Origin of the sequence: Nocardioides sp. W7, from assembly GCF_022919075.1 — a bacterium.
Classification (GTDB): Bacteria; Actinomycetota; Actinomycetes; order Propionibacteriales; family Nocardioidaceae; genus Nocardioides.
On record NZ_CP095078.1, the window covers coordinates 1,398,139 to 1,422,251 of the forward strand.

At 73.0% G+C, this 24,113-nt stretch carries 21 protein-coding genes; 15 read left to right on the plus strand and 6 right to left on the minus strand.

From position 1 onward, the window contains the following. The first annotated feature begins 179 nt into the window (after positions 1–179). Positions 180–464, plus strand: a complete 285-nt coding sequence (locus MUB56_RS06645) for a hypothetical protein (protein ID WP_244931118.1) — start codon at positions 180–182, stop codon at positions 462–464. A 5-nt stretch (positions 465–469) separates the two neighbouring features. Here the strand turns inward: MUB56_RS06645 and MUB56_RS06650 are convergent, their stop codons facing one another. Next, complete coding sequence (locus MUB56_RS06650) at positions 470–2,125, minus strand: sigma-70 family RNA polymerase sigma factor (protein ID WP_244931119.1); 1,656 nt, start codon at positions 2,123–2,125, stop codon at positions 470–472. Between the two features lie 54 nt (positions 2,126–2,179). Here MUB56_RS06650 and MUB56_RS06655 point away from each other — a divergent pair, with 54 nt between their 5' ends. The 4 genes from MUB56_RS06655 to MUB56_RS06670 all read left to right on the plus strand — a co-directional run bounded on the left by MUB56_RS06655 (position 2,180) and on the right by MUB56_RS06670 (position 5,399). Continuing rightward, the gene (locus tag MUB56_RS06655) at positions 2,180–2,326 is read left to right on the plus strand and encodes a hypothetical protein (RefSeq protein WP_244931120.1); all 147 of its coding nucleotides are present in this window, start codon (positions 2,180–2,182) and stop codon (positions 2,324–2,326) included. A 478-nt stretch (positions 2,327–2,804) separates the two neighbouring features. Continuing rightward, positions 2,805–3,461: an acyltransferase gene (locus tag MUB56_RS06660; RefSeq protein WP_244931121.1), complete on the plus strand. Its 657-nt coding sequence runs from the start codon at positions 2,805–2,807 to the stop codon at positions 3,459–3,461. Positions 3,462–3,549: 88 nt separating this feature from the next. Further along, positions 3,550–4,812, plus strand: coding sequence for an acyl-CoA dehydrogenase family protein (locus MUB56_RS06665; protein WP_244931122.1), 1,263 nt, complete (start codon positions 3,550–3,552; stop codon positions 4,810–4,812). A gap of 215 nt (positions 4,813–5,027) precedes the next feature. Further along, a complete protein-coding gene (locus MUB56_RS06670; protein WP_244931123.1) occupies positions 5,028–5,399 on the plus strand; it encodes a VOC family protein in 372 nt (123 codons plus the stop codon). A 15-nt stretch (positions 5,400–5,414) separates the two neighbouring features. Here the strand turns inward: MUB56_RS06670 and MUB56_RS06675 are convergent, their stop codons facing one another. Both MUB56_RS06675 and MUB56_RS06680 read right to left on the minus strand, forming a co-directional pair. Continuing rightward, on the minus strand, positions 5,415–5,726 hold the full coding sequence (locus tag MUB56_RS06675) for a DUF1905 domain-containing protein (protein WP_244931124.1): 312 nt from the start codon (positions 5,724–5,726) through the stop codon (positions 5,415–5,417). Beyond that, positions 5,713–8,439, minus strand: coding sequence for a response regulator (locus tag MUB56_RS06680; protein WP_244931125.1), 2,727 nt, complete (start codon positions 8,437–8,439; stop codon positions 5,713–5,715). The genes MUB56_RS06675 and MUB56_RS06680 overlap by 14 nt, the downstream gene beginning before the upstream one ends. Positions 8,440–8,632: 193 nt before the next feature. Between MUB56_RS06680 and MUB56_RS06685 the strand changes: the two genes are divergently transcribed. After that, positions 8,633–8,947: a hypothetical protein gene (locus tag MUB56_RS06685; RefSeq protein WP_244931126.1), complete on the plus strand. Its 315-nt coding sequence runs from the start codon at positions 8,633–8,635 to the stop codon at positions 8,945–8,947. Here MUB56_RS06685 and MUB56_RS06690 read toward each other — a convergent pair. Further along, on the minus strand, positions 8,881–9,669 hold the full coding sequence (locus MUB56_RS06690) for an IclR family transcriptional regulator (RefSeq protein ID WP_244931127.1): 789 nt from the start codon (positions 9,667–9,669) through the stop codon (positions 8,881–8,883). The two genes, MUB56_RS06685 and MUB56_RS06690, sit on opposite strands and share 67 nt — an antisense overlap. A gap of 94 nt (positions 9,670–9,763) precedes the next feature. Continuing rightward, positions 9,764–10,960, minus strand: coding sequence for an aromatic acid/H+ symport family MFS transporter (locus MUB56_RS06695; protein WP_244931128.1), 1,197 nt, complete (start codon positions 10,958–10,960; stop codon positions 9,764–9,766). A gap of 104 nt (positions 10,961–11,064) precedes the next feature. On the opposite strand from MUB56_RS06695, the gene pcaH reads away from it, so the two are divergent. The 4 genes from pcaH to pcaC are packed head-to-tail and all read left to right on the plus strand — an operon-like array spanning position 11,065 to position 14,750. Next, positions 11,065–11,874 (plus strand): protocatechuate 3,4-dioxygenase subunit beta, encoded by an 810-nt coding sequence (gene pcaH, locus MUB56_RS06700; protein ID WP_244931129.1) that lies wholly within the window; start codon positions 11,065–11,067, stop codon positions 11,872–11,874. Then, positions 11,871–12,425 (plus strand): protocatechuate 3,4-dioxygenase subunit alpha, encoded by a 555-nt coding sequence (gene pcaG / locus MUB56_RS06705; RefSeq protein ID WP_244931130.1) that lies wholly within the window; start codon positions 11,871–11,873, stop codon positions 12,423–12,425. Before pcaH ends, pcaG begins: the two co-directional genes overlap by 4 nt. A gap of 4 nt (positions 12,426–12,429) precedes the next feature. Continuing rightward, complete coding sequence (locus MUB56_RS06710; protein WP_244931131.1) at positions 12,430–13,554, plus strand: lyase family protein; 1,125 nt, start codon at positions 12,430–12,432, stop codon at positions 13,552–13,554. Next, a complete protein-coding gene (gene pcaC / locus MUB56_RS06715; RefSeq protein WP_244931132.1) occupies positions 13,551–14,750 on the plus strand; it encodes a 4-carboxymuconolactone decarboxylase in 1,200 nt (399 codons plus the stop codon). The genes MUB56_RS06710 and pcaC overlap by 4 nt, the downstream gene beginning before the upstream one ends. Positions 14,751–14,982: 232 nt before the next feature. On the opposite strand, the gene MUB56_RS06720 is transcribed toward pcaC, so the two are convergent. Continuing rightward, entirely contained in the window at positions 14,983–16,563 is a 1,581-nt protein-coding gene (locus MUB56_RS06720; RefSeq protein WP_244931133.1) for a PucR family transcriptional regulator ligand-binding domain-containing protein, read from the minus strand. An 89-nt stretch (positions 16,564–16,652) separates the two neighbouring features. Between MUB56_RS06720 and MUB56_RS06725 the strand changes: the two genes are divergently transcribed. The 5 genes from MUB56_RS06725 to ppsA all read left to right on the plus strand — a co-directional run bounded on the left by MUB56_RS06725 (position 16,653) and on the right by ppsA (position 24,098). Next, on the plus strand, positions 16,653–18,161 hold the full coding sequence (locus MUB56_RS06725; protein ID WP_244931134.1) for a CoA-acylating methylmalonate-semialdehyde dehydrogenase: 1,509 nt from the start codon (positions 16,653–16,655) through the stop codon (positions 18,159–18,161). Continuing rightward, positions 18,154–19,494 (plus strand): aspartate aminotransferase family protein, encoded by a 1,341-nt coding sequence (locus tag MUB56_RS06730; RefSeq protein WP_244931135.1) that lies wholly within the window; start codon positions 18,154–18,156, stop codon positions 19,492–19,494. Before MUB56_RS06725 ends, MUB56_RS06730 begins: the two co-directional genes overlap by 8 nt. A gap of 4 nt (positions 19,495–19,498) precedes the next feature. Continuing rightward, on the plus strand, positions 19,499–20,713 hold the full coding sequence (locus tag MUB56_RS06735) for an AGE family epimerase/isomerase (RefSeq protein ID WP_244931136.1): 1,215 nt from the start codon (positions 19,499–19,501) through the stop codon (positions 20,711–20,713). Positions 20,714–20,841: 128 nt separating this feature from the next. Next, positions 20,842–21,699 (plus strand): pyruvate, water dikinase regulatory protein, encoded by an 858-nt coding sequence (locus tag MUB56_RS06740; protein WP_244931137.1) that lies wholly within the window; start codon positions 20,842–20,844, stop codon positions 21,697–21,699. Then, complete coding sequence (ppsA, locus tag MUB56_RS06745) at positions 21,696–24,098, plus strand: phosphoenolpyruvate synthase (RefSeq protein ID WP_244931138.1); 2,403 nt, start codon at positions 21,696–21,698, stop codon at positions 24,096–24,098. The genes MUB56_RS06740 and ppsA overlap by 4 nt, the downstream gene beginning before the upstream one ends. Positions 24,099–24,113: the final 15 nt, after the last annotated feature.

The window sequence follows — 24,113 nt, forward strand, 5'->3', positions numbered from 1 at the left end:
CGGTCAAGACGTCGTCCTGCCCGGTGGGCCGGGCTCGGGCGCGCTACGGCGCACCCTCCGCGTGGGTCTCGAGTGGTCGCTCATCGCCGCGGATGGTCTGGACCACGCGGTGCACGGCGTCATGCCCACCCGGCTCGACCGTCTCCCCGGCAACAGCCGACGACGAGAGGTGAGTGGCCGTGGCACGCATCGAACAGCAGATCGCACGGATGAGTGAGGGGCGGGTGCGGTTCGACCCGCACCGGAGAAGACTGGCGGTCGTCGCCGAGGACGGGGCGGTGCAGGCCCAGGCGACGGTGCGCGAGGTCCAGCTGCGCAACCGGCTGCAGCGCCTGCTGCTCAACGCTCCGAACGCCGGGGCCGGCGAGCCCGAGGAGATCTCCATCCGGCTGCTGCTGACGCAGGTGGAGGGCGTCACGTCGGCTCCCGCGCCCAGCGAGGCGCTCCAGCGACTCGTGAGCTGAACCGCTCAGCCGGTGAAGTGCAGCTCGTCGTTGCCGGGCTCCGGATCCAGGTTGTCCGCGGCGGACACCCGGGCGGTCGCATCGAGTGCGCCCTGCGCGCCGGTGACCACGAGGTCGATGGCGAAGCTCCCGCCGGTCGGCTCCAGGAGGCAGGAGAGCGTGCTCAGGTCGCCGTCCGTCGCCGACGTCGTACAGGTGCCGGGGACGTACGCCGCCTCGCTGTGCACGGTGTAGCTCTCCAGACCGCGGACCACGACGGTCAGGATCGTCGGGTCGGCGCCGCCGGCCACCTGCATCCCCACATGATGGTGCGGGCCGTACCAGACGACCGACCCGCCCGTGAGCCCCAGGTCGAGGTGGGTGAGGACGGGGTCCGGGGTCGGGGACGTCGTGACGGTCGGGCTGGGCTCGGTCGGAGTCGTGCTCGGTGTCGGGGCAGCGGTCGGGGCCGTCGAGGGCGTTCCCGTCGGCGTGTCCTTGCCGCCCCCCGGGGCGGCGCCCGTCGGCGTCTCGGAGGGCTCCGGTGTCGGTGCGGTCGAACCGCTCGGGGCGCTGCTCGGTGTCGCCGACGGCGAGGCGGGTGTCAGGCCGGGTCGGGCGGAGGCCCGGGGGCGTTCGTCGAGCGTGGGTGCCGGGTCCTCGTGGGAGTCGATCCCGGCTGTGCCGGACGGCTCGTCGGGGACCGTCGACGCCCCCGCGCTGGTCGACCCGGCCCCAGTGCCCGCCTCGGACGGGCCGAGGGCGGACACGAGGGCGAAGGAGGCAGTCGTGACCACCACCGTCGCGGCGACGGCGACACCGGTCGCGGTGGCACCGCGGTGGACGCGTGCCCAGTGCCGGAGCGGGCTGCCGCCGGCCAGACCGACGGCCCCGCCGGTCCCGCCGGTCAGGACCGCATAGCTGGCCGCCGTGACTCCGAGCAGGGCCGGGGCGAGCACCGCACCGAGATTCGCGTTGATCGCGGAGAGCTCGAGGTAGCCGGCGGTGCATGCGGGGCAGTCGCCGAGGTGCCGCTGCACCTCCTCGCGACGGCGGGTGCGGAGGTGCCCGCGGACGTAGGGAGCCAGGAGCTCACGGTAGGGACGGCAGTGCTCGTCGGCCGCCCCGAGGTGCGCGTCGAGGTAGGCCCGGCGCAGACCGTCGCGGGCGCGAAACCCGAGGGCGGCGACCGCGTTGGGCTTCAGCCCGAGGCGCCGGCCGATCGTGACGTGGTCCTCGTCCTCCACGGTGCTGTGCCACAGCACCGCCTGCCACCGCTCGGGCAGCGTGGCGAAGGCGGCGGCGAGCAGTGCCGACTCGTGACGGTGGTCGGTGACGTCGGCGTCGGTCGGCCGGTCGAGGCTGCTCTCGTGGTCGTCCACCCACACATGGCGGCTGTCGCGGCGGACGTGGCTGACGTAGGTGTTGCGCACGGCGGTCAGCAGGTAGGGGCGGAACGCCACGGAGGGTCCGCCGCCGGACCGGATCGACTCCAGGACCTTGACGAAGGCCTCGGCCACCACGTCCTCGGCGGTGACCGGGTCGGTGAGGCTCCGTGCGAATCGCAGCGCCGGCTCCCGGTGCCGGCGATAGAGCTCCTCGATCGCCTCCTCGTCCCCGGTCCTGGCGTCGCCGATCAGGTCGACATCGCTGACGCTCTCGCGCTCGATGGAGGACGTCACCGGACCGGCCCGCGTCCCGGCGTAAGGACGGGCGTACGACGGCGTCCCTGATGCGTGACCGAGCTGACGTGGGAATCCCTGAGCGACGAGGATCGAGCTGCGCTCGCGGAGTTGTGGCGCGAGGAGCTGGCGCGAGGCTGGATCCCGCGCGCGGCCGACCTCGCCGCCGGCCTCGAGGTGGTGCGCTGGCGCTCGACCTGAGCCACGTGACCGATCATCAAGAACTCTTCCCCCCGGAGGTCGCCCCGAGAGCCGGGAGTCCCGGTCGGCGGCGCCGAGGACAGCATCGCGGCTCTGCCGGCCCCGCACCGTCGGAATTCTCGGTCCCCGCGCGCTTCGCCGGAGTTTTCACCCGGGAAATCACCCGATAGCGCCCGTGTCGAGCTCGGTCGGCAGATCGCGACGGGCTCGCGCGCTCGTCGTCGCCGTACTGCGGTGGTTCGCGGTGCCGGTCGCCGGCGGGGCTGTGGCTGGGGGCTGGGGGGCGCGGACCGGGCGGGAGAGTTTCATCGGTTAGCCGATAGAACTCCTGCTTGGACGATGAACCTTCGTCGTCCCGGGATGAGGTTCATCGGCTAACCGATGAAACTCCCCGGGGCGGTCCGCGCCCCTCAGCGCGTCGGCCGGCGGCACCGGGCGTCGGGCGCCGGACCGGCCGCAGGGGCACTACCCTGCGGCCGTGAGTCGACGTAGGAGATGGGTCAGCGCCACCGTCCAGGCCGCGTGGGGCTGGCTGGACCGGGCCGGCGAGATCGCGCCCGGCACGCGGGCGGCGGACGGGTTCGGGAGCTTCGGCGCCGGCAGCTGCATCGGCTTCCCGACGGCGACGCTGATGAACGTGGGGTCGATCCACCTCGGCACCCGCACGCTGATCGGTCGCCAGGCCACCCTGTCGGTCGGCTACTCCCCGGACGACGCGGTGCTGCCCGAGCGCGGGCTCGTCATCGGCGACCGCTGCGTGATCGGCGCGCGCACCAGCCTCACCGCCCACGAGTCGATCGTCCTCGGGAACGACGTCTGGTGCGGGCAGGACGTCTTCGTCTCCGACGCGAGCCACGGCTACCAGGAGGTCGCGACCCCGATCGGGCGGCAGTTCGGCACGCACAGCCCGGTCGTCATCGGGGACGGGTGCTGGATCGGGCACGGCGCGATCGTGCTGCCCGGCACCAGGCTCGGCCGCAACGTGGTCGTCGCGGCCGGCTCGGTCGTCCGCGGCGAGGTCGACGACCACGCGGTCGTCGCCGGGGTGCCCGCCCGCGTGGTGCGGCGTCATGAGCCGGGGGTCGGCTGGGTCGCCGCGAGCGGCGACGTACGCCCTGAGCTGCCGTCTGCCTGAGGCCGTGGTCTCGCCGAAGAGGTAGCCGCACCACCACCGGCGCCGATGCGTCTGTTCGGGGCGCTTTGCCGTGGCTACCGTGTGGCACGTGCTGACCCCCATCTCGTATCCCGCCTACCCCGCCCCGTCCCCCCGCGCGCTGGAGCTGTACGACGCGATGGTGGCGTTCATGCGCGAGGAGGTGTTCCCCGCCGAGGCGTCGTACGACGCGTTCCGGCAGGCGGCCGGTCCGGGCGACCACACGGTCCCGCCGGTGGTCGAGGAGCTGAAGGCCAAGGCCCGCGAGCGGGGGCTGTGGAACCTCTTCCTGCCCGCGGAGTCGGGCCTGTCGCAGCTGGAGTACGCGCCGATCGCGGAGCTGTCGGGCTGGAGCATCGAGATCGCGCCGGAGGCGATCAACTGCCAGGCGCCGGACACCGGCAACATGGAGCTGCTGCACATGCTCGGCACGCCGGCGCAGCAGGAGCGGTGGCTGGTGCCGCTGCTGGCCGGGGAGATCCGCTCGGGGTTCGCGATGACCGAGCCGGGGGTCGCGAGCTCGGACGCGACGAACATCGAGACCCGGATGGTGCGCGACGGCGACGAGTACGTCGTCAACGGCCGCAAGTGGTGGACCAGCGGTGCGGCCGACCCGCGCTGCGAGGTGCTGATCGTGATGGGCAAGACCGACCCGGCCGCGGCGACGCACCGCCAGCAGTCGATGCTCGTGGTGCCGGTCGACACCCCCGGCGTCGATGTCCAGCGGTCGCTGCCGGTCTTCGGTCGCCAGGACCAGCACGGTCACAACGTGGTCGTCTTCACCGACGTCCGGGTGCCGGTCACGGCGGTGATCGGTGAGGAGGGCGGCGGGTTCGCGGCCGCCCAGGCCCGGCTCGGGCCGGGCCGGATCCACCACGTGATGCGGGCCCTGGGCGCGGGTGAACGGGCGCTGGCGATGATGGTCAAGCGTGCCCAGACCCGGGAGGCGTTCGGCGGACCGCTGGCCGAGCAGTCCGCGGTGCGCGAGCGGATCGCGGAGTCGCGCATCGAGCTGGAGCAGGCCCGGGCGCTCTGCCACCGGGCGGCGTACACGGTCGACGCGGAGGGCAACAAGGCCGCGCGGCACCTGATCGCGGCCGCCAAGGTCGCCGTACCGCGCGCGGTGCTGTCGGTGATCGACCGGGCGATCCAGCTGCACGGCGGCGCCGGGGTCACCGACGCCACGGTGCTCTCGATGCTCTACGGGTGGCACCGCGCGATGCGGATCTTCGACGGACCCGACGAGGCCCACCTGACCACGCTGGCGCGAGCCGAGCTGAAGCGCGAGCCGCTGTTCGAGCTGCCCGAGCCGATCCTCGGCCAGTTCTCCTAGCGCCGGGCGGGTGGCGGCTTGACGTCGCTGCTGGGCCTGCGTCGGGCCGTAGGTTCATCACGGTATGCAGGTGAGTTCGCACCTCCCATGGTGGGTACGCCGTGGGGACTGCCGATCCGGCTGCATACCGTGATGAAGCCGCGGGCCTCCCACCGACCAGAACCGCCCACGACTCAGGTCAGGAACTGACCGCAACCGCTCGTACCGTGGTCGTCATGGACTACAAGATCGAGCTCATCCCCCTTGCCGTCTCCGACGTCGACCGCTCCGTCGCCTTCTACGGCGACGGGCTCGGCTGGAGTGTCGACCACGACCGCACCGTCTCGCCGGAGCTCCGGTTCGTGCAGGTCACCCCGCCCGGCTCGGCGTGCTCGATCTGCTTCGGCATCGGGCTCGAGATGATGCCGGCGGGCTCGAGCCAGTTCATCCAGGTCGTCGTCGCGGACGCCGATGCGGCCCTCGCCGAGCTCCGCGGTCGAGGGATCGCCTGCGAGGGCGTCGACGAGCAGCCGTGGGGCCGGTTCGTCCACTTCCAGGACCCGGACGGCAACCGGTGGGCGCTCCAGCAGATCGTCATCCCGTCCTGAGCGAGACCGCGCGCCTCAGCGCGGGCGCACGTCGACGCTCAGGCGCACCGTCACGACGTCGCCCAGCGCGATCCCCTCGGCGGCGCGCAGCTTGTCCTTCAGGGGCACGACGTACCCGCCGTCCTTGGGCCACAGCGAGGTGGTGACCGAGGTGTCGCCCACGGTCACGGTGACGGGGATCATCCCCCAGCCGTACGACACCAGGGCGGCCGCCTCGGCGAGCTCGACGCACTCGTCCTCGGGCACCGAGACGAAGTGGTACGGCGCGGGGCCGCGCCACTCCCAGACCACGCCGTCGAACTCCAGGATCACGCTAGTCAGCACCACCGCTGAGCGCGTCCTGCGCACGCTCCACCTCGGCGGCGGCGGCCGCGGCGAGCCGGGCCACCGTTCCCGGGTCGGCGCCGTTGCGGGCGACGGACTCGAGCTCGGTGAACAGGTGCGCGACCCGCAGGGCGCCCAGGGCCGCGCTCGCCGAGCGCATGCTGTGGGCGATGTCGGCCGCGGCGGGTGCGTCGGACGCGGCCACGGCCGAGGCGAGCCGGGTGAGCTGCTGGTCGGAGTCGGTGACCCAGGCACCGATCAGCCGCTGCCGGAAGGCGCCTGCGTCGGGGCCGAGGTGCCCGACGAGCGTCTTGAGGACGGTGGGATCGAGCACGGGCGGGAGCCCGTCGTCGTCCGACGAAGTCGGCTCCTCCGCCGGGGGCGCGGGCCGGACCCTCGCCAGGGCGGCGGCGAGCTCCTCGGCACGGACCGGCTTGGACAGGTGGTCGTCCATGCCGGCGGCGAAGGTGGCCTCGATGTCCTCGACGAGCGCGCCGGCGGTCATGGCGACGATCCGGGGCTGCCGCTCCGGGGGCAGCTCGGCGCGGATCCGACGGGTGGCCTCGTGCCCGTCCATGACCGGCATGTGCACGTCCATCAGCACCAGGTCGTACGGCGCCGCGTGCACGGCTGCCAGCGCCTCCTCGCCGTTGGCGACCACCAGCGGGCGCTGGCCGAGCCGCTCGAGCATCAGCGTCGCGACCTTCTGGTTCACGGTGTTGTCCTCGGCGAGCAGGATCCGCAGCGGGCCCACCGGCTCGGGCACGGCGGTCGGCGCCGGGACCGGCTCGCGGGCGCCGAGCAGGTGCGCGACGGTGTCGCGGAGGGCCGCGGCCTTGACCGGCTTGGTGAGGTGGGCGAGGCCGACCCCGGCCGCCCCGGGCAGCCGCTCGCCGAGCGAGGTCAGCAGGAGCAGGGGCACGTCGGCCCAGCCGGGCAGCTCGCGCAGCCCGCGGGCCAGTCCGAGGCCGTCGAGCTCGGGCATGTGCATGTCGAGCACGCCCAGGTCGAAGACCTCGGGGCCGGCCGCCATGGCCTCGAGCGCCCGGACGGGGTCGGCGTGGTCGACGACCTGCATGCCCCACGCCTCGAGCTGGGCGCGCAGGATGTGGCGGTTGGTGTCGTTGTCGTCGACGACCAGCGCCCGCCGGCCCCGGAGCTCGGCGGGGGCCACCCGAGCCCGGTCCTCCTCGGCGCCGGCGGCCCGGGTCATCGGGACGACCATGGTGAACGTCGAGCCGGCGCCGGCTTCGCTCTCGACGAGGAGCCGGCCGCCCAGCGCCTGGGCGAGCCGCTGGCTGATCGCCAGGCCCAGCCCGGTGCCGCCGTACACGCGGGTGGTGGTGCTGTCGACCTGGGTGAAGGAGCGGAACAGCCGGTGCATCCGGTCCTCGGGGATGCCGATGCCCGTGTCGCGGACGGCGAACGCCAGGGTCGGCCGGTCGGGGTCGGTCCCGTCCTCGACCCGGACCCGCACCAGGACCTCGCCCTCGGCGGTGAACTTCACGGCGTTGCTGAGCAGGTTGACCAGCACCTGGCGGACCCGGGTCACGTCGCTCTCGACCACCGCGGGCACGTCCGGGTCGATCTGGCAGACCAGGTCGATTCCCTTCGCGCCGGCCTGGGCGGCGACCAGGTCCAGCGAGGACTCGACGCACTCGCGCAGCGCGAAGGCGTGCTCCTCGAGGTCGAGCTCGCCGGACTCGATCTTCGAGAAGTCGAGGACGTCGTTGATGATCGTGAGCAGCGCGTCACCCGAGGTCCGGACGGTCTCGGCGTAGTCGCGTTGCTGGTCGTCCAGGTCGGTGGACAGCAGCAGCCCGCTCATCCCGATGACCGCGTTCATCGGGGTGCGGATCTCGTGGGACATGGTGGCCAGGAACGCCGACTTCGCGACGTTGGCGGCCTCGGCCTCCAGGCGCGCCGCCACCAGGTCGCGCTCCCGCTCGGCGAGCGCCCCGGCCATGTCGTCCAAGCCCTCGCCGATCAGGCGCAGCTCGGCCGGGGCGGGCTTGCGGGGGCGCGGCTCGAGGTCGCCGTCGCGGATCCGGCCGATCGTGTCCAGCAGCTCGTCGACGGGCTCCACCACCGCCGCGCGGAGGGTCCGGCGCTGGCGGGTGACGATGTACGCCGCACCGGTCAGCAGCAGCACCTCGAGGAAGAGGGCCAGGACCAGCACCGTGGTCTGCTGGTTCTGCTCGGTCGCCCGCAGCTCGTCCGCGGCGGTCTCGAGCTCGTCGTGGCTGTTGCGGTAGTCGTCGAAGAGGCTCCGGCCCCGCTCGACGAAGTCCGTCTTCGCGGCGCTGCCCGGCTGGGCGGCCAGGCCGTCGCCGAGCGACATCGCCTCGGCCACCCAGTCCGCGCTCCAGGTTTCGATCGAGGCCTGCTGACGGATCAGCAGGGGACCGACTCCGTCGAGGTCGCCGATGAGCTCCTCCGCCTCGGCGAGCTGCGTGGCGGCGTCCTTGCGTCCCTGCATGTACGGCGCGAGGTCGGCCTCGTCGCCGGTCAGGAGGTACGCCCGGACGCCGGTCTCCTGGTCGAGCATGGCGAGGTGGGCGAGCCGGACCGCACGGGCGCCGTCGGTGACCTCCTCGAGGTCGCGGTTCTGGACGAGGGCGAGATACATGAGGATCGCGCCGTTGACCACGGCCACGAGAGCAACGGCGAGCAGGCCCGTGAGCGTGACCCGGCCGACCTGCCGCGCGAGGGACACGGTCGATGGTCTCATGGTCGCGCGAGGCGTACGTCGCCCAGTCTCGCCCAGGTCTGGCTGAGGTCTGCGCCACGCGTGCGATGGGGGTCGGCTACCTCCTGGCCCTCGTGGAGCATCCGTCCCAGACCTGAGTCCCGCGAGTCCCGGACCTTCGACCCTGCCCGGGGACCGGCGGGCCGGCGAGGCTCGTCGCGTGACGAACGAGATGAACCCCGGCAGCTTCAACTTCGGCCCGCTCTGGTGGGCGATCTTCATCGCGATCGCGGCGTTCGCCGTGGTGGGCGTGATGATGCTGTTCCTGTGGCAGGCCAGCAAGGAGTCCGTCCCGCGGACCCGCGTGCATCAGCGCATCGACCGCCCCCTCGGGGCGGGGCGCCAGCAGGTCGGGCGTGAGCTGGGCGCGGCCCAGGACGACCCTCGCGCCGACCTCCTCGATCAGCCTCAGCCCCGTGCCGAGGAGGGGCTTGTGGTTTCGGGAAGCCCGCTGATCGCCCGTCCCACGCCCTGAGCGGCGACCTGGAGTGCGGCGACCAGCCTGGGGCGGTCGTTCTTCAGGGACGGTACGACCATGCCGAGCGCGGCGACCACGTCCGTGCCGCGCCGGATCGGCACCGCGACCGAGCAGGCACCGAGGCTCATCTCCTCGACCGTGGTGGCCCAGCCCTCCCTGGCGGCGCGGGTCAGCTGGCGGCGCAGCGTCCCCGGCTGGGTGACGGTGTACGGCGTGATCCGGGCCAGGTCGCTCCCGAGGATCTGGGTCTGCACGTCGGCCGGTGCGTGCGCGAGCAGGATCTTGCCGACCCCGGTGGCGTGCAGCGGCAGCCGGGAGCCGACCGTGCTCACGACCGGCACGGACGCGTGGCCCGCGAGCCGGTCGAGGTAGAGCACCTCGGCCCCGTCGCGCACCGCGAGGTGGACGGTGGCCAGGGTGGCGCCGTACAGGTCGTGCAGGAACGGCGAGGCGACCTCGACGAGACCCGCGTTGAACGGCGCCAGCAGGCCGATGTCCCACAGCCGCCGGCCCACGACGTACCGACCGTCGACGGCGCGGGCGAGCGCACCCCACGCGACCAGCTCGGCGACCAGCCGGTGCGCGGTCGGCAGCGGCAGCTCGGCCCGCACCGCCAGCTCGGTCAGGGTGAGCCGGCGGTGGTCCTCGTCGAACGCGCCGATCAGCGCGAGCGCCCGCCCGGTGACCGTGGTGCCGGGGCGGGAGACGTTGCCGGCCATGCACCCGAGTCTTCCACCCACCGGAACCCCCCTCGCCGAGTCAGCAGGAGTAGCGGGCCGAGTCAGCACCACTGGTGCTGACTCGGCCCACCATTCATGAGGACTCGGCGTGGGCCGGCTCGCGGACGTGGGCCGGGACGGTCGCCAGGGCCAGTACGGCGAGGAGGGCCGCGACTGCGAACGCGTAGAAGCCCCAGGGGTAGGCGACGCCGGCGGTGACGAGCAGGCCGCCGAGCGAGGGGCCGACGATGGCGCCGACCCGGCCGATGCCGGCGGCCGCGCCGAGCGCGGTGCCGCGGATCTCCGGCGGGTAGAGGTGCCCGACGAACGCGTAGACGAGCACCTGGGCGCTGAAGACGAAGATGCCGGTGAGCAGCACGGCGACGTAGACGAGGAGCGAGCTCTCCAGCTTGATCGACAGCAGGGCGAGGAAGACGGCCGCCAGCCCGAACCACAGCAGCACGGTCGGCTTGTTGCCGCGGGAGTCGGAGATGACCCCGGCGACCAGCAGGCCGATGACGGCGCCGACGTTGAGCACCAGCAGCAGGCTGGTGCCGGCCTTGATGGAGTAGCCGGCCTCGCCCATGATCTTCGGCAGCCAGGTGTTGAGCCCGTAGACCAGCAGCAGACCCATGAACGACGCGACCCACAGGCCCAGGCTGATCCGCAGGTACTGGCCGCTGACGACGTCGGTGCTGCGCGGCGGCTTCTCGGCGGTACGACGCAGGTAGGTCTCGGACTCGGGCAGCTTGGCCCACATCAGCGGCAGGGTGAGCAGGCCGGCGACGCCGCCGATCACGAACATCGCCTCCCAGCCGAACGCGTCGATCACCCACAGGGCGAGCAGGGCCGTGAGCACCGCGCCGACGTGGTAGCCGGTCATCATCCGGGTGACCGCCGAGCCGCCGCGGCCCGCGGGGGCGTGCTCGCTCATGTAGGCGAGCGCGGTCGGCAGGCAGGCGCCGAGGCCCAGGCCGGCGAAGAAGCGCAGCGCGGTGAACTGGGTCGTCGTCTGGGCGAACGCGACCGCGATCGTCAGCACCGAGAAGAGCGCGATGCTGCTGATCAGACTGATCCGCCGCCCGAACCGGTCGGTGAGCGGGCCGATGGCGACCGCGCCGATCCCGACGCCGACCAGGCCGATCGTGGAGGCGGTGGTCAGGGAGGCGTCGGTGAAGCCGAGGTCGCCGGACTTCGACAGGGTCGGGATCACCGCGCCGAGGACGACGAGGTCGAAGCCGTCGAGTGCTACGGCGATCCAACAGAGGAGGACGGGCCAGCTGCGGTTCATGGGGTGACCGTCACACCGCGGTCCTGGTCTAGACGACCGATGCCTTCCGGTGAGTGGAAGGCGAGCGGGTCGATGACGGCGGCGGGCGTCGTACCGTCCCTGACGTGACAGCCACCTCCGTTCCTGCTGACGCCCCTGCTGATTCCGACGCGGCGGCCACCTCGCAGGCCGAGGTCAGTGCCGAGATCGCGACGATCGCCGAGGAGTACGCCGCCGACGGCGGGGTCGAGGACCGGGTGCGGCTCGACTACCCGCCGTACCGCAGCAGCATCCTGCGGCACCCCACCAAGGACCCGCACCACGCCGACCCCGAGGGGATCGAGCTGTGGTCGCCGGCCTTCGGCCACCGCGACGTCGACCCGCTGGAGGCCGACCTGACCATCCAGCACACCGGCGAGCCGGTCGGCGAGCGGATGGTCGTCACCGGCCGGGTCCTCGACGGCGACGGGCGCCCGGTGCGGCACCAGCTGGTCGAGGTCTGGCAGGCCAACGCCGGCGGGCGCTACCTCCACCAGCGCGACCAGCACCCGGCCGCGATCGACCCGAACTTCACCGGCGTCGGCCGCTGCCTGACCGACGGCGACGGGACCTACCGGTTCACCACGATCAGGCCGGGGCCCTATCCCTGGAAGAACCACCGCAACGCCTGGCGGCCCGCGCACATCCACTTCTCGGTCTTCGGAGCTGCGTTCACCCAGCGCCTGGTCACCCAGATGTACTTCCCGGGCGACCCGCTGTTCGCGCTCGACCCGATCTACCAGGCGATCGTCGACCCGGGGGCGCGCGAGCGGCTGGTGGCGTCGTACGACCACGACGTCACGCAGCCCGAGTGGTGCACCGGCTACCGCTGGGACATCGTGCTCACCGGCTCGCACCGCACCCCGCTCTCGTCGGACACGGAGGACGACCGGTGATCCCCACCCCCGGACAGACCATCGGCCCGTTCTTCGGCTACGCGCTGCCGTACGACGGCGACAGCGAGCTCGTGCCACCGGGCAGCGCGCGGGCGATCCGGCTCTCCGGGCGGGTGCTCGACGGCGCCGGCGAGCCGGTGCCGGACGCGCTGATCGAGCTCTGGCAGACCGACGCCGACGGGGTCGTCCCGCGGGCGGAGGGGTCGCTGCGCCGCGACGGGTTCTCGTTCACCGGCTGGGGCCGGGCGGCGACCGACAACACCGGTCGCTACTCGTTCACCACCGTCGCGCCGGGGGCGACCGAGCCGGGCGCGGCGCCGTTCTTCGCGCTGACCGTCTTCGCGCGCGGGCTGCTGGACCGGCTCCTCACGCGCGCCTACCTGCCGGGTCCGGACACGGCTCGGGACCGGCTGCTCGCCGGGCTGCCGGCCGAGCGCCGCGACACCCTGGTGGCCCGTCCCGACGAGCACGGCTTCGCCTTCGATCTCCGGCTCCAGGGCGAGGGGGAGACCGTCTTCCTGTCGCACGGGTTGGCGCACGGGCGAGACTGAGCGCATGGGTGACCTCTTCTGGCCGGGCGACGACCGGGCCGGCGACCACTTCACGTCCGAGTCGTTCCTCGAGGCGATGGTCGCGGTCGAGGAGGAGTGGGCGGGGGTCGACCTCGACGGCGTCGTAGGGCCGGACCACCTCGAGTGGCTGGAGAACGAGTCCGAGGTCGGTGGCAACCCGGTCATCGGGCTGGTCGAGCGGCTCCGTGACGGCACCGGGATCGCGCGCCTCCACCGAGGACTGACGAGCCAGGACGTCGTCGACTCGGCCCTGATGCGGATGGCGGAGGCCGCGGTCGCCGACCTCCTGGGCGATCTCGACCGGATCGTCGACGGGCTCGCCGCCCTGGCGACCGCGCACCGCGACACCCCGATGGTCGCGCGCACGCTGACCCAGCACGCGATCCCGACGACGTTCGGCTTCCGGGTCGCGCAGTGGCTGACCGGCGTCCTCGACGCCCGCGACGACGTACGCCGGCTGGCCTTCCCGGCGCAGCTCGGCGGCGCGGCGGGCACCCGCGCCGGGATGGTCGAGCTCGGCCGCGACGTGGCCCTGGACCCGCTGCCGTGGCACACCACCCGGGCGAGCGTGACCCGGATCGGCGACGCGCTCGCGGGCTGCACCGACGCGTGCGGGCGGATCGCCAACGACGTGCTGGCGATGGGTCGCCCCGAGCTCGGCGAGCTCGCCGAAGGGTCGGGCGGCGGCTCGTCGACCATGCCCAACAAGGCCAACCCCGTCCTGTCGGTGCTGGTACGACGCGCCGCGCTGACCACGCCCCAGCTCGCCGCGACCCTGCACCTGGCGGCCGCGAGCCAGGTCGACGACCGCGCCGACGGCGGCTGGCACGCCGAGTGGGCGACCCTGCGCGACCTGGTCCGCCGGACGCTGGTCGCGGTCTCCCAGACCCACGACCTGCTCGACGGGCTGGAGGTCCGGCCCGACCGGATGGCTCGGACACTCGCGGGAGCCGGAGACGACGTGCTCGCCGAGCAGCGGTCGCTGGCCGAGCAGGCGGGTCACGACCCCGCACCGTCGTACCTCGGACAGGCGGGGGCGATCGTCGACGCCGTCGTGCACCGCGCCACCGTCCCGAACACCCTTCCGAAGACGCAGGAGAACCGATGACCCCCGCGATCACCGCCGTCCGGCTGACCGGCTCGGCCCGGCGGGCGGAGCTGCCGCTGCTGGTGCTCGGGCCCTCGCTCGGCACCTCCGCGAGCACCCTCTGGACGGCTTGCGCCGCCGGCCTCACCGACGTCTTCGACGTGCTCGCCTGGGACCTGCCCGGCCACGGCCACAACAAGTCGGTGCCGGACGAGCCGTTCACGATGGCCGACCTGGCCCGCGGCGTGCTGGCCGTCGTCACCGACGTCCTGGAGCAGCGGGGCGACGCCGGCGGGACCTTCGGGTACGCCGGCGACTCGGTCGGCGGCGCCGTCGGGCTGCAGCTGCTCCTCGACGCCCCCGAGCGCGTGGACGGCGCCGTACTGCTGTGCACGGGCGCGCAGATCGGCGACCCCGCGTCGTGGGCGGCTCGGATCGACCAGGTCCGCGCCTCCGGCACCCCGGCGCTGGTGGCGGGCTCCGCCGAGCGCTGGTTCGCCCCGGGCTTCCTCGACCGCCAGCCGGCGATCGGGTCCGCGCTGCTGCACGCGCTGCAGGACACCGTCGACGCCGGCTACGCGCAGGTCTGCCAGGCGCTGGCGGACTTCGACGTGCGCGACCGGCTCGGCGAGATCGCGGCGCCGGTGCTCGCCGTGGCCGGTGCGGTCGACCCGGCCACCCCGCCGTCCTCGCTGGAGGAGATCGCGACCGGCGTGCGGGACGGCCGGGTCGTCGTCCTCGACGACGTCGCCCACCTCGCGCCCGCCGAGGCGCCCGAGGTGGTCGCCACCCTGGTGCGCCAGCACCTGCTGGGCGAGGAGCCGCCGACCGAGGTCGTCCGCTCGGCGAGGTACGACGCGGGGATGGTTGTGCGCCGCGAGGTGCTCGGCGACGCCCACGTCGACCGCGCGAGCGCCAACGCCACCGACTTCACCCGCGACTACCAGGAGTTGATCACCGAGTACGCCTGGGGCGAGATCTGGACCCGCCCCGGCCTGGACCGCCGCAGCCGCTCGCTGATCACCCTCACCGCCATGGTCGCCCGCGGCCACCACGAGGAGCTCGCGATGCACGTGCGCGCGGCCCTGCGCAACGGGCTCACGGTCGAGGAGATCAAGGAGCTGCTGCTCCAGACGGCGATCTACTGCGGCGTCCCCGACGCCAACACCGCCTTCCGGATCGCCCAGGGCGTGCTCGCGGAGGAGGGCCTCGCCTGACGCTGGGTCCCTCGTGGGGCGGTGAGTGGTCCACCGTTCCGGCGAAGCGTCTCGTGGATGACTCACCGCCGACGCGGCGTTTAGGCTCGGCACACCGGACCGGCGGTGGGTGATCCCCCGTCCGTCGGGCGGAATCGGTGGACAGTTCACCGCCCGCCCGCCCGCCCGCCCGCCCGCCCGCACGCCACGCCCGCCTCCCCGACCCGCGCCGCGCGCTCGCGGGTGACCTGGTCTAGCCCCCGAGCTCGGCGGCCAGGATCGCGGCGTGCAGGGAGACCCGGATGTCGGGGTCGTCGAGACGCTCGCCGAGGACGGCCTCGGCGCGGGCCAGCCGGGCGTAGTACGACGGCCGTGACAGGTGCAGGCTGGCCGCGGCCTGGGCCTTGCCGGCGGGGTGCAGCAGCAGGGCCCGGACGGCGGCGAGCAGCTCGGTGCCGTGCTCGGCGTCGTGGCGGCGCAGCGGCTCTAGCTCGCGTGCGACGAAGAGCCGGAGCCGGTCGTCGTCGGCGAGCAGGGCGAGCAGTCCGCGCAGGTGCACGTCCTCCAGGCGGTGCACGGACCGCCCGGTCGAGGCGTCGGCGCGCACGGCGTCGACGACCTGCCGGGACTCACGCAGGGTGCGGTCCGCGGTCGCCAGCGACGGGGCCGGGCGACCGGCCCCGACCAGTGCCGCGTGTCGGCGCAGCACCGTCGCGGCCAGCCGGTCGACGACCGCGTCCGAGGCGGTGGGGGCGACCGCGAGCAGCGCGCGTACGTCGTGGTCCAGCTCGCAGATCAGCGCGGGCAGACCCGCCTCGTGGGCCGCGTGCACGACGGCCGCGAGCACCTCGCCGGCCGACGACCGCCGGCCGGCCCCGGCCTCGTCGGGCCGCGGCCGCACCGTCAGCCCGACGTAGGACCGCCGGGTCGTCGGCAGACCGGCCAGCTCGCAGCGTCGTACGACGTCCGCACCGGCGGGGTCGGTCTGCAGTGCGAGCAGCAGCTCGTGGTGGGTGCGCCGGAGGTGGTTGTCGCGGTCGCGGTCGTGCAGCCGGTGCAGCGCGAGCGCGGCGGCCCCGCGCTCGGCGATCGCGACCAGTCGCTGCGACGGCGGGCGCGCGGACCGCACGACCAGCCTGCCCCAGCCCCGCTCGCGCGGGCCGAGCCGGGTGAGCAGCCAGCCCTGCTGCTCGTCCCAGGTGGTGCGCCCGGCGAGCGGCACCCGCGCGGAGACGGCGGTCCAGCCGTCGAGGAGCGCGTCGAGGTCCTCCGGCCCTGCGAGGTAGTCGACGACCTGGTGCTGCTCGCTCTCCAGGACGACGGCGGCCCCGGAGAGGCGCTGCACGGCGGCCAGGATCTCGCCCGGGTCGGCCTCGGCGAGGCTGAGCGCGGTGAACGTCTCGTGCACCCGCTCGGCCTCCCGCAGCTCGGCGAGCTGCTCGTCGACCACCCGCTCGCCGACGGCCTGGGTGATCGCCGCGAACCGGGTCACCCGCCGCAGGCACACCAGCGGCAGCCCGGCGTCCGCGCACGAGTCGACCAGCGCCTCGGGCACGACCGTCCAGCGCCGGCCGAGCTCGACCATCAGCCCGGCCGCGCCGACCTCGGCGAGACTCGACGCGAAGGCGCGCAGCCCCGCCTCGGCCTCGGGCAGGGCGATGCCGGTGGTCAGCACCAGGTCGCCGCCGCGCAGCAGCGGCGCGATGTCGGGCAGCTCGGTCGCGTGCACCCAGCGCACCCGCCGGTCCAGGCCGTCCTCGCCGGCCAGCACGACGGGGTCGGCGGCGCGCAGCACCGCCATCGCGAGCACGTCGCGCAGGGTGACGTCGGACATGGGACCGGCTTTACAGATCGTCGGGTCGGTACGCCGAATCGTACGGTCCGTCGGCCGCTGCCGACCCGAGTCGGCGCGAGGATGAGCGCATGACCATCTCCCACTGGGCCGCCGGAGTGTCGTACGCCGGGACGAGTGACCGCACCGCCGACGTCACGAACCCCGCCACCGGCCAGGTCAGCGGCCAGGTCGCGCTGGCCAGCCGCGCGGACGCCGACCACGTGATCGCCGCGGCGAAGGCCGCCGCGAAGGCCTGGGGCGAGACCTCGCTGGCGCGGCGTACGCAGGTCATGTTCGCGTTCCGCGAGCTGCTGAACTCCCGCAAGGGCGAGCTGGCCGAGCTGATCACCGCCGAGCACGGCAAGGTGCACTCCGACGCCCTCGGCGAGATCGCCCGCGGCCAGGAGGTCGTGGAGTTCGCCTGCGGCATCTCGCACCTGCTCAAGGGCGGCCACTCGCCGAGCGCCTCGACCGGCGTGGACGTGCACTCGACCCGCCAGCCGCTCGGCGTCGTGGGCATCATCAGCCCCTTCAACTTCCCGGCGATGGTCCCGATGTGGTTCTTCCCCGTCGCGATCGCGGCCGGCAACGCCGTGGTCCTCAAGCCCAGCGAGAAGGACCCGTCCGCCTCGCTCTGGCTGGCGGCACTGTGGCAGGAGGCCGGTCTCCCCGACGGCGTCTTCAACGTGCTGCAGGGCGACAAGGTCGCCGTCGACGCGCTGCTGGAGAGCCCGGACGTGGCGGCGATCAGCTTCGTCGGGTCGACCCCCATCGCGGAGTACGTCTACGAGCAGGCGAGCAGGAACGGCAAGCGCGTGCAGGCCCTCGGCGGCGCCAAGAACCACATGGTCGTGCTCCCCGACGCCGACCTCGACCTGGCCGCGGACGCCGCGGTCAACGCCGGCTACGGCAGCGCCGGCGAGCGCTGCATGGCGATCAGCGTGCTGGTCGCCGTCGAGCCGGTCGCCGACGAGCTGGTCGCGCGGATCGCCGACCGCACCCGCACCCTGGTCATCGGCGACGGGAGCAAGGGCGTCGAGCACGAGTCCGACATGGGTCCGCTCGTGACCCGCGCGCACCGCGACAAGGTGGCGTCGTACGTCGACTCCGGCCAGGCCGCCGGCGCCAAGCTGGTGGTCGACGGCCGCGAGGTCCGGGCCGCCGGCGAGGCCGACGGCTTCTGGCTCGGCCCGACGCTCTTCGACCACGTCACCCCCGACATGGCGATCTACACCGACGAGATCTTCGGCCCGGTGCTCTCCGTCGTCCGGGTGGCGTCGTACGACGAGGCCGTGGCGCTGGTCAACAGCAACCACTACGGCAACGGCACCGCGATCTTCACCAACGACGGCGGGGCGGCCCGCCGCTACGAGAACGAGGTCGAGGTCGGGATGATCGGCGTGAACGTGCCGATCCCGGTCCCGGTCGCCTACTACTCCTTCGGCGGCTGGAAGCGCTCGCTCTTCGGCGACACCCACGCCCACGGCTCCGAGGGCGTGCACTTCTTCACCCGGGGCAAGGTCGTCACGACCCGCTGGATCGACCCCGCCAACCGGCCGCAGGGCGGCCTCGAGCTGGGGTTCCCGCAGAATGACTGAGCTGATGGGCGACCCGCGCCGCACCTACGAGCTGGACCGCAGGCACGTCTTCCACTCCTGGTCCGCCCAGGCCGAGATCACCCCCATGGTGGTCACCAAGGCCGAGGGCTCCTGGGTCTGGGACGGCGACGGCAACCGGCTCCTCGACTTCACCTCGCAGCTGGTCTTCACCAACCTCGGCCACCAGCACCCGCGGGTCGTCAAGGCGATCCAGGAGCAGGCGGCGACGCTGTGCACCATCGCGCCGACGGCGGCCAACGACGCCCGCTCCGAGGCGGCCCGCCTGATCGCGAGCCACACCCCCGAGGGCCTGGACAAGATCTTCTTCACCAACGGCGGCGCCGACGCCAACGAGCACGCGGTCCGGATGGCGCGCCTGCACACCGGCCGGCACAAGGTGCTCTCGCGCTACCGCAGCTACCACGGCGGCACCCAGCTCGCGATCAACCTGACCGGCGACCCGCGCCGCTGGCCCAACGACCACGCGTCCGACGGGGTCGTGCACTTCTTCGGCCCGTTCCTCTACCGCAGCGCGTTCCACGCGACCACGGAGGCCGAGGAGTGCCAGCGGGCCCTCGAGCACCTCGAGCAGGTCATCGTCCTCGAGGGGCCGGCCACCATCGCCGCGATCCTGCTCGAGTCGATCCCCGGGACGTCCGGGATCATGGTCCCGCCTCCGGGCTACCTGACCGGCGTCCGCGAGCTGTGCGACCGGCACGGCATCGTGCTGATCGCCGACGAGGTGATGGCCGGCTTCGGCCGGGCCGGGAAGTGGTTCGCGGTCGAGCACGATGCTGTCGTCCCCGACCTGCTCACCTTCGCCAAGGGCGTGAACTCCGGCTACGTCCCGCTCGGCGGCGTCGCCATCAACGAGCAGATCGCGGCGACCTTCGACCACCGGCCCTACCCGGGCGGGCTCACCTACTCCGGCCACCCGCTGGCCTGTGCCGCCGCGGTCGCCACCATCCAGACGATGGAGGACGACCGGGTCGTCGAGCACGCCGCCGCGCTGGGCGAGGAGGTCTTCGGACCCGGGCTCGGCGAGCTCGCCGGCCGGCACGACTGGATCGGAGAGGTCCGCGGCACCGGGGTCTTCTGGGCGCTCGACCTGGTCGCCGATCGAGCCACCCGGGAGCCGCTGGCGCCGTACGGCGGGAGCAGTCCCGCGATGGCGGCCGTGCTCGCTGCGTGCCGGGCCGAGGGGCTGCTGCCGTTCGCGAACTACCACCGGATCCACGTCGTCCCGCCGCTGACGATCTCCGCCGAGGACGCCCGCGCCGGACTCGCCATGCTCGACCGGGCGCTCACCCGGGCGGTGGCCGCCGTATCGTGACCGCGTGATCCCCGGCAGCCCGGCGTACCTGAAGGCCCAGCGGGCCGACCTGCTGCGGTTCGCCGCGGGGTCGCGGCACGAGCTCGGCTTCGGCTGGCTCGACGAGACCGGGGCGCTCGACCCGACCAGACCGGTCGAGCTGTGGATCACCTGCCGGATGACGCACATCTTCAGCCTCGCCAAGATGGCGAAGGAGCCGCCGGCACCGGGCGGGCCGGACGCGGACCAGCTCGCCGAGCTGGCCGAGCACGGCGTGGACGCGCTGCTCACGCACCTCGCCGACCACGAGTACCGCGGGTGGTACGCCGCGGTCGGGCCGGACGGGGTCGTCGACGATTCGAAGCAGGCCTACGGGCACGCGTTCGTGCTGCTGGCGGCGTGCTCCGCGCTGATCGCGGAGGTGCCCGGCGCCGACGAGCTGGTCGCCCTGGCCCTCACCGCGCAGGAGCTACACTTCTGGGATGACGAGGCCGGCCTGGTCGTCGACCAGTGGGACCGCACCTGGACCCGGCTCGCGGACTACCGCGGCGTCAACGCCAACATGCACACCGTCGAGGCCTACCTCGCCGCCGCCGACGTCACCTCGCCCGCGTTCGGGAGCGACTCGGTCTGGTACACCCGCGCCGGTCGGATCGCCGCCCGCGTCCTGGACTGGGCCGAGGCCAACGAGTGGCGGGTGCCCGAGCACTTCGACTCCGCGTGGCAGCCGCTGCTCGAGCACCACCGCGACGAGCCCGCCCACCCGTTCCAGCCGTACGGCGCGACCGTCGGGCACGGCCTGGAGTGGGCCCGGCTGGTGCTGCCGTTCGGCCTCACCCAGGCCGCGACGGACCTCGCGGACCGGGCGGTCGCCGACGGCTGGGCCGCCGACGGCGCCGACGGCTTCGTCTACACGACCGACTGGTCCGGACAGCCCGTCGTCCGCACCCGGATGCACTGGGTCGCGGCCGAGGCGCTCAGCGCCGCGTTCGCGCTGCACGAGGCCACCGGGGAGGAGCGCTGGGCCGACGCCGGCGTGGAGTGGTGGGCGTACGTCGACCGCTGCCTGGTCGACCACGAGCGTGGCTCGTGGCACCACGAGCTCGACGAGCACAACCGGCCGGCCGGCACCGTCTGGTCGGGGAAGCCCGACGTCTACCACGCCTACCAGGCCGCACTGCTGCCCCTGCTGCCCGCCGGGTTCTCGGTCGCGGGCTCGATCGATCCCGGTGGCTGCTGACCTGCCCGGTCCGCTGCCAGGACGGGGTGGACCCCGTTGTCCATGTGACGTCCGTGACAAGGGTCGGGTGGGGTACCGGCCGAGTCCAGCGAGTAGGTTGCGGGACACCCCACCCGGAGGACGGCGCGATGGACGATGAGCAGCACGTCGTACCCGTGTTCTTCCTGTCCGACAGCACCGGCATCAGCGCCGAGACCATGGGCAACGCGTTGCTCATCCAGTTCCCGGAGACCCGCTTCGAACGGACCCTGATCCCGTTCATCCACACCGTCGAGGACGCCCGCCGGGTGGTGGCGCAGCTCGACGAGGCGATGGCCGGGCCGATCACTCCGCTGGTCTTCTGCACCGCGGCCACCGACGACGTCCGGGCGGAGCTGCACAAGACCCGGGCACCGCTCATCGACTTCTTCGAGATGCACATGACGAAGGTCGAGTCGATCATCGGGCAGCGCGGGGTGCGCGAGGCCGCCCGGCTGCACGGGGTCGGCGACATCAAGCGCTACAACACCCGGATGGCGGCGGTGGAGTTCACCATCGAGCACGACGACGGCCAGAGCCTGCGGGCGCTGGAGAAGTCCGACGTCATCCTGCTGGCGCCCTCGCGCTGCGGCAAGACGCCGACCAGCATGTACCTCGCCCTCCAGCACGGGCTGTTCGTCGCGAACTACCCGCTCGTCGACGAGGACCTGGAGGCCGACAGCCTCCCGCAGCCGATCCAGCCGTTCGTCGAGCGCTGCTTCGGCCTCACCACCACGGTCGACCGACTGAGCCGGGTGCGCAACGAGCGTCGCCCGGGTAGTCGGTACGCGTCTCCCGAGCAGTGTCGCTGGGAGCTCCGCCGGGCCAGTGAGCTGTTCCGGGCTCACCGGCTCCCGGTGATCGACTCGGCGGCGAAGTCCGTCGAGGAGATCTCCGCGCTGATCCTGCAGACCCTCAAGTCCGACGCCACGTCCCGGCGCCGGCAGCCCGAAGGGAAGACCTCATGACCACCCCCGACAGCAACGTGAACGTCCGCTGGTTCTCCGAGCTCGGCCTCGGCGACCTGGAGCAGGTCGGTGGCAAGAACGCCTCGCTCGGCGAGATGGTCTCCCAGCTGTCCGACCTCGGGGTGCGCGTCCCCAACGGCTTCGCCACCACCTCGGACGCGTTCCACCGCTTCATCGGCGAGACCGGTCTGCGGGAGCGGATCGCCGGGCTCCTCGACGGCCTCGACACCGACGACGTACGCCGCCTCGCCGAGGTCGGTCTCGAGATCCGCACCGAGGTGGTCGAGCAGCCGTTCCCCGAGGACCTCGAGGCCGACATCCGCACCGCCTACGAGCAGCTGGCTGCCGAGACCGAGGGCGAGCCGTCGTTCGCCGTACGCTCCAGCGCCACCGCCGAGGACCTGCCGGACGCGTCGTTCGCGGGGCAGCAGGAGACGTTCCTCAACGTGCGCGGGATCGACGCGATCCTGCTCGCGATCCGCGAGGTCTTCGCCTCGCTCTACAACGACCGCGCGATCGCCTACCGGGTGCACCACGGCTTCGCGCACGGCGACGTCGGGCTGTCGGCGGGCGTGCAGCGGATGGTCCGCTCCGACATCGGCTCCTCGGGCGTGCTGTTCACGATGGACACCGAGTCGGGCTTCACCGACGCGGTCTTCGTGACCTCGGCCTACGGCCTCGGCGAGGGCGTCGTCCAGGGGGCCGTGAACCCCGACGAGTTCTACGTCTACAAGCCCGCGCTGCGCGCGGGCCGGCCCGCGATCCTCAAGCGCGGGGTGGGCGGCAAGGCGACCAAGATGGTCTACACCGACGACGCGAGGGTCGGTCGGACGACCGAGTTCATCGACGTCGCCCCGGCCGACTCGCGGCTGCTGTCGCTCACCGACGCGGAGGTCGAGGAGCTGGCCCGGCACGCGCTGGTCATCGAGGAGCACTACGGCCGACCGATGGACGTCGAGTGGGGCAAGGACGGCATCGACGGCCGGCTCTACATCCTGCAGGCCCGCCCGGAGACCGTGCAGTCGCGCGCGACCGGCGCGCTGGAGCGGTACAAGATGCCGAAGGGCGTCACCTCCGACGTCCTGGTCGAGGGTCGCGCGATCGGCCAGAAGATCGGCGCGGGCGCCGTACGCGTGATGTCGTCGATCGAGAGCATGCACGAGTTCAACGCCGGCGAGGTGCTGGTCGCCGACATGACCGACCCCGACTGGGAGCCGATCATGAAGCGGGCCTCGGCGATCGTCACGAACCGCGGCGGGCGCACCTGCCACGCGGCGATCATCGCCCGCGAGCTCGGCATCCCCGCCGTCGTCGGCACCGGCTCGGCCACCAAGGACCTCGCCGACGGCCGCGAGGTGACGGTGTCCTGCGCCGAGGGCGACACCGGGCTGGTCTACGAGGGGCTGCTCGACTTCTCCGTCGAGCGCACCGAGCTGGACTCGATGCCCGACGTACCCGTGAAGATCATGATGAACGTCGGCACCCCGGAGCAGGCCTTCGCGTTCTCCCGGCTGCCCAACAAGGGCGTCGGTCTCGCGCGGCTGGAGTTCATCATCAACCGCCAGATCGGCATCCACCCGAAGGCGCTGCTCGACCTGGCCGCCGACCCGTCCTCGATCGACGCCGGCCTGCGCGCCCGGATCGAGGAGACGATCGCGGCGTACGACGGCCCGCGCGACTTCTTCGTCAAGCGGGTCGCCGAGGGGATCGCGATGATCGCGGCGGCGTTCGCGCCCGAGCCGGTGATCGTACGGATGAGTGACTTCAAGTCCAACGAGTACGCCAACCTGGTCGGCGGCGAGGCCTACGAGCCGGAGGAGGAGAACCCGATGCTCGGCTACCGCGGCGCGTCGCGGTACCTCTCCGCCGACTTCGCCGAGTGCTTCGCCATGGAGTGCGAGGCGCTGCGCCACGTGCGCGACGAGATGGGCCTGACCAACGTCCAGGTGATGATCCCGTTCGTCCGCACGCTGAAGGAGGCCCGCGGCGTCATCGACCTGCTCGCCCAGCATGGCCTCAAGCGCGGCGAGAACGGCCTGCAGGTCGTGATGATGTGCGAGCTGCCCTCGAACGCCGTGATCGCCTCGCAGTTCCTGGAGCACTTCGACGGCTTCTCGATCGGCTCCAACGACATGACCCAGCTGACCCTCGGCCTGGACCGCGACTCCGGCCTGGTCGCCGACGGCTTCGACGAGCGCGACCCCGCCGTACTCCACATGCTCGACCTGGCCATCACCGCCTGCCGCGACGCGGGCAAGTACGTCGGCATCTGCGGCCAGGGTCCCTCCGACCACCCGGACCTCGCCGAGTGGCTGCTGGAGCGGGGCATCGAGTCGATGTCGCTCAACCCGGACACGGTCGTGGACACCTGGTTGCGGTTGGCGAAGAAGTCGGTCTGAGTCTCTGCTTGCGGC

Excerpts from the sequence above, each read along its gene's own strand:
- MUB56_RS06670 (WP_244931123.1), top strand. The coding sequence starts at position 5,028 with ATGGACTACAAGATCGAGCTCATCCCCCTTGCCGTCTCCGACGTCGAC.
- MUB56_RS06690 (WP_244931127.1), bottom strand. The coding sequence starts at position 9,669 with ATGGCCGGCAACGTCTCCCGCCCCGGCACCACGGTCACCGGGCGGGCG.
- MUB56_RS06695 (WP_244931128.1), bottom strand. The coding sequence starts at position 10,960 with ATGAACCGCAGCTGGCCCGTCCTCCTCTGTTGGATCGCCGTAGCACTC.
- MUB56_RS06710 (WP_244931131.1), top strand. The coding sequence starts at position 12,430 with ATGGGTGACCTCTTCTGGCCGGGCGACGACCGGGCCGGCGACCACTTC.
- pcaC (WP_244931132.1), top strand. The coding sequence starts at position 13,551 with ATGACCCCCGCGATCACCGCCGTCCGGCTGACCGGCTCGGCCCGGCGG.
- MUB56_RS06720 (WP_244931133.1), bottom strand. The coding sequence starts at position 16,563 with ATGTCCGACGTCACCCTGCGCGACGTGCTCGCGATGGCGGTGCTGCGC.
- MUB56_RS06725 (WP_244931134.1), top strand. The coding sequence starts at position 16,653 with ATGACCATCTCCCACTGGGCCGCCGGAGTGTCGTACGCCGGGACGAGT.
- MUB56_RS06730 (WP_244931135.1), top strand. The coding sequence starts at position 18,154 with ATGACTGAGCTGATGGGCGACCCGCGCCGCACCTACGAGCTGGACCGC.
- MUB56_RS06740 (WP_244931137.1), top strand. The coding sequence starts at position 20,842 with ATGGACGATGAGCAGCACGTCGTACCCGTGTTCTTCCTGTCCGACAGC.
- ppsA (WP_244931138.1), top strand. The coding sequence starts at position 21,696 with ATGACCACCCCCGACAGCAACGTGAACGTCCGCTGGTTCTCCGAGCTC.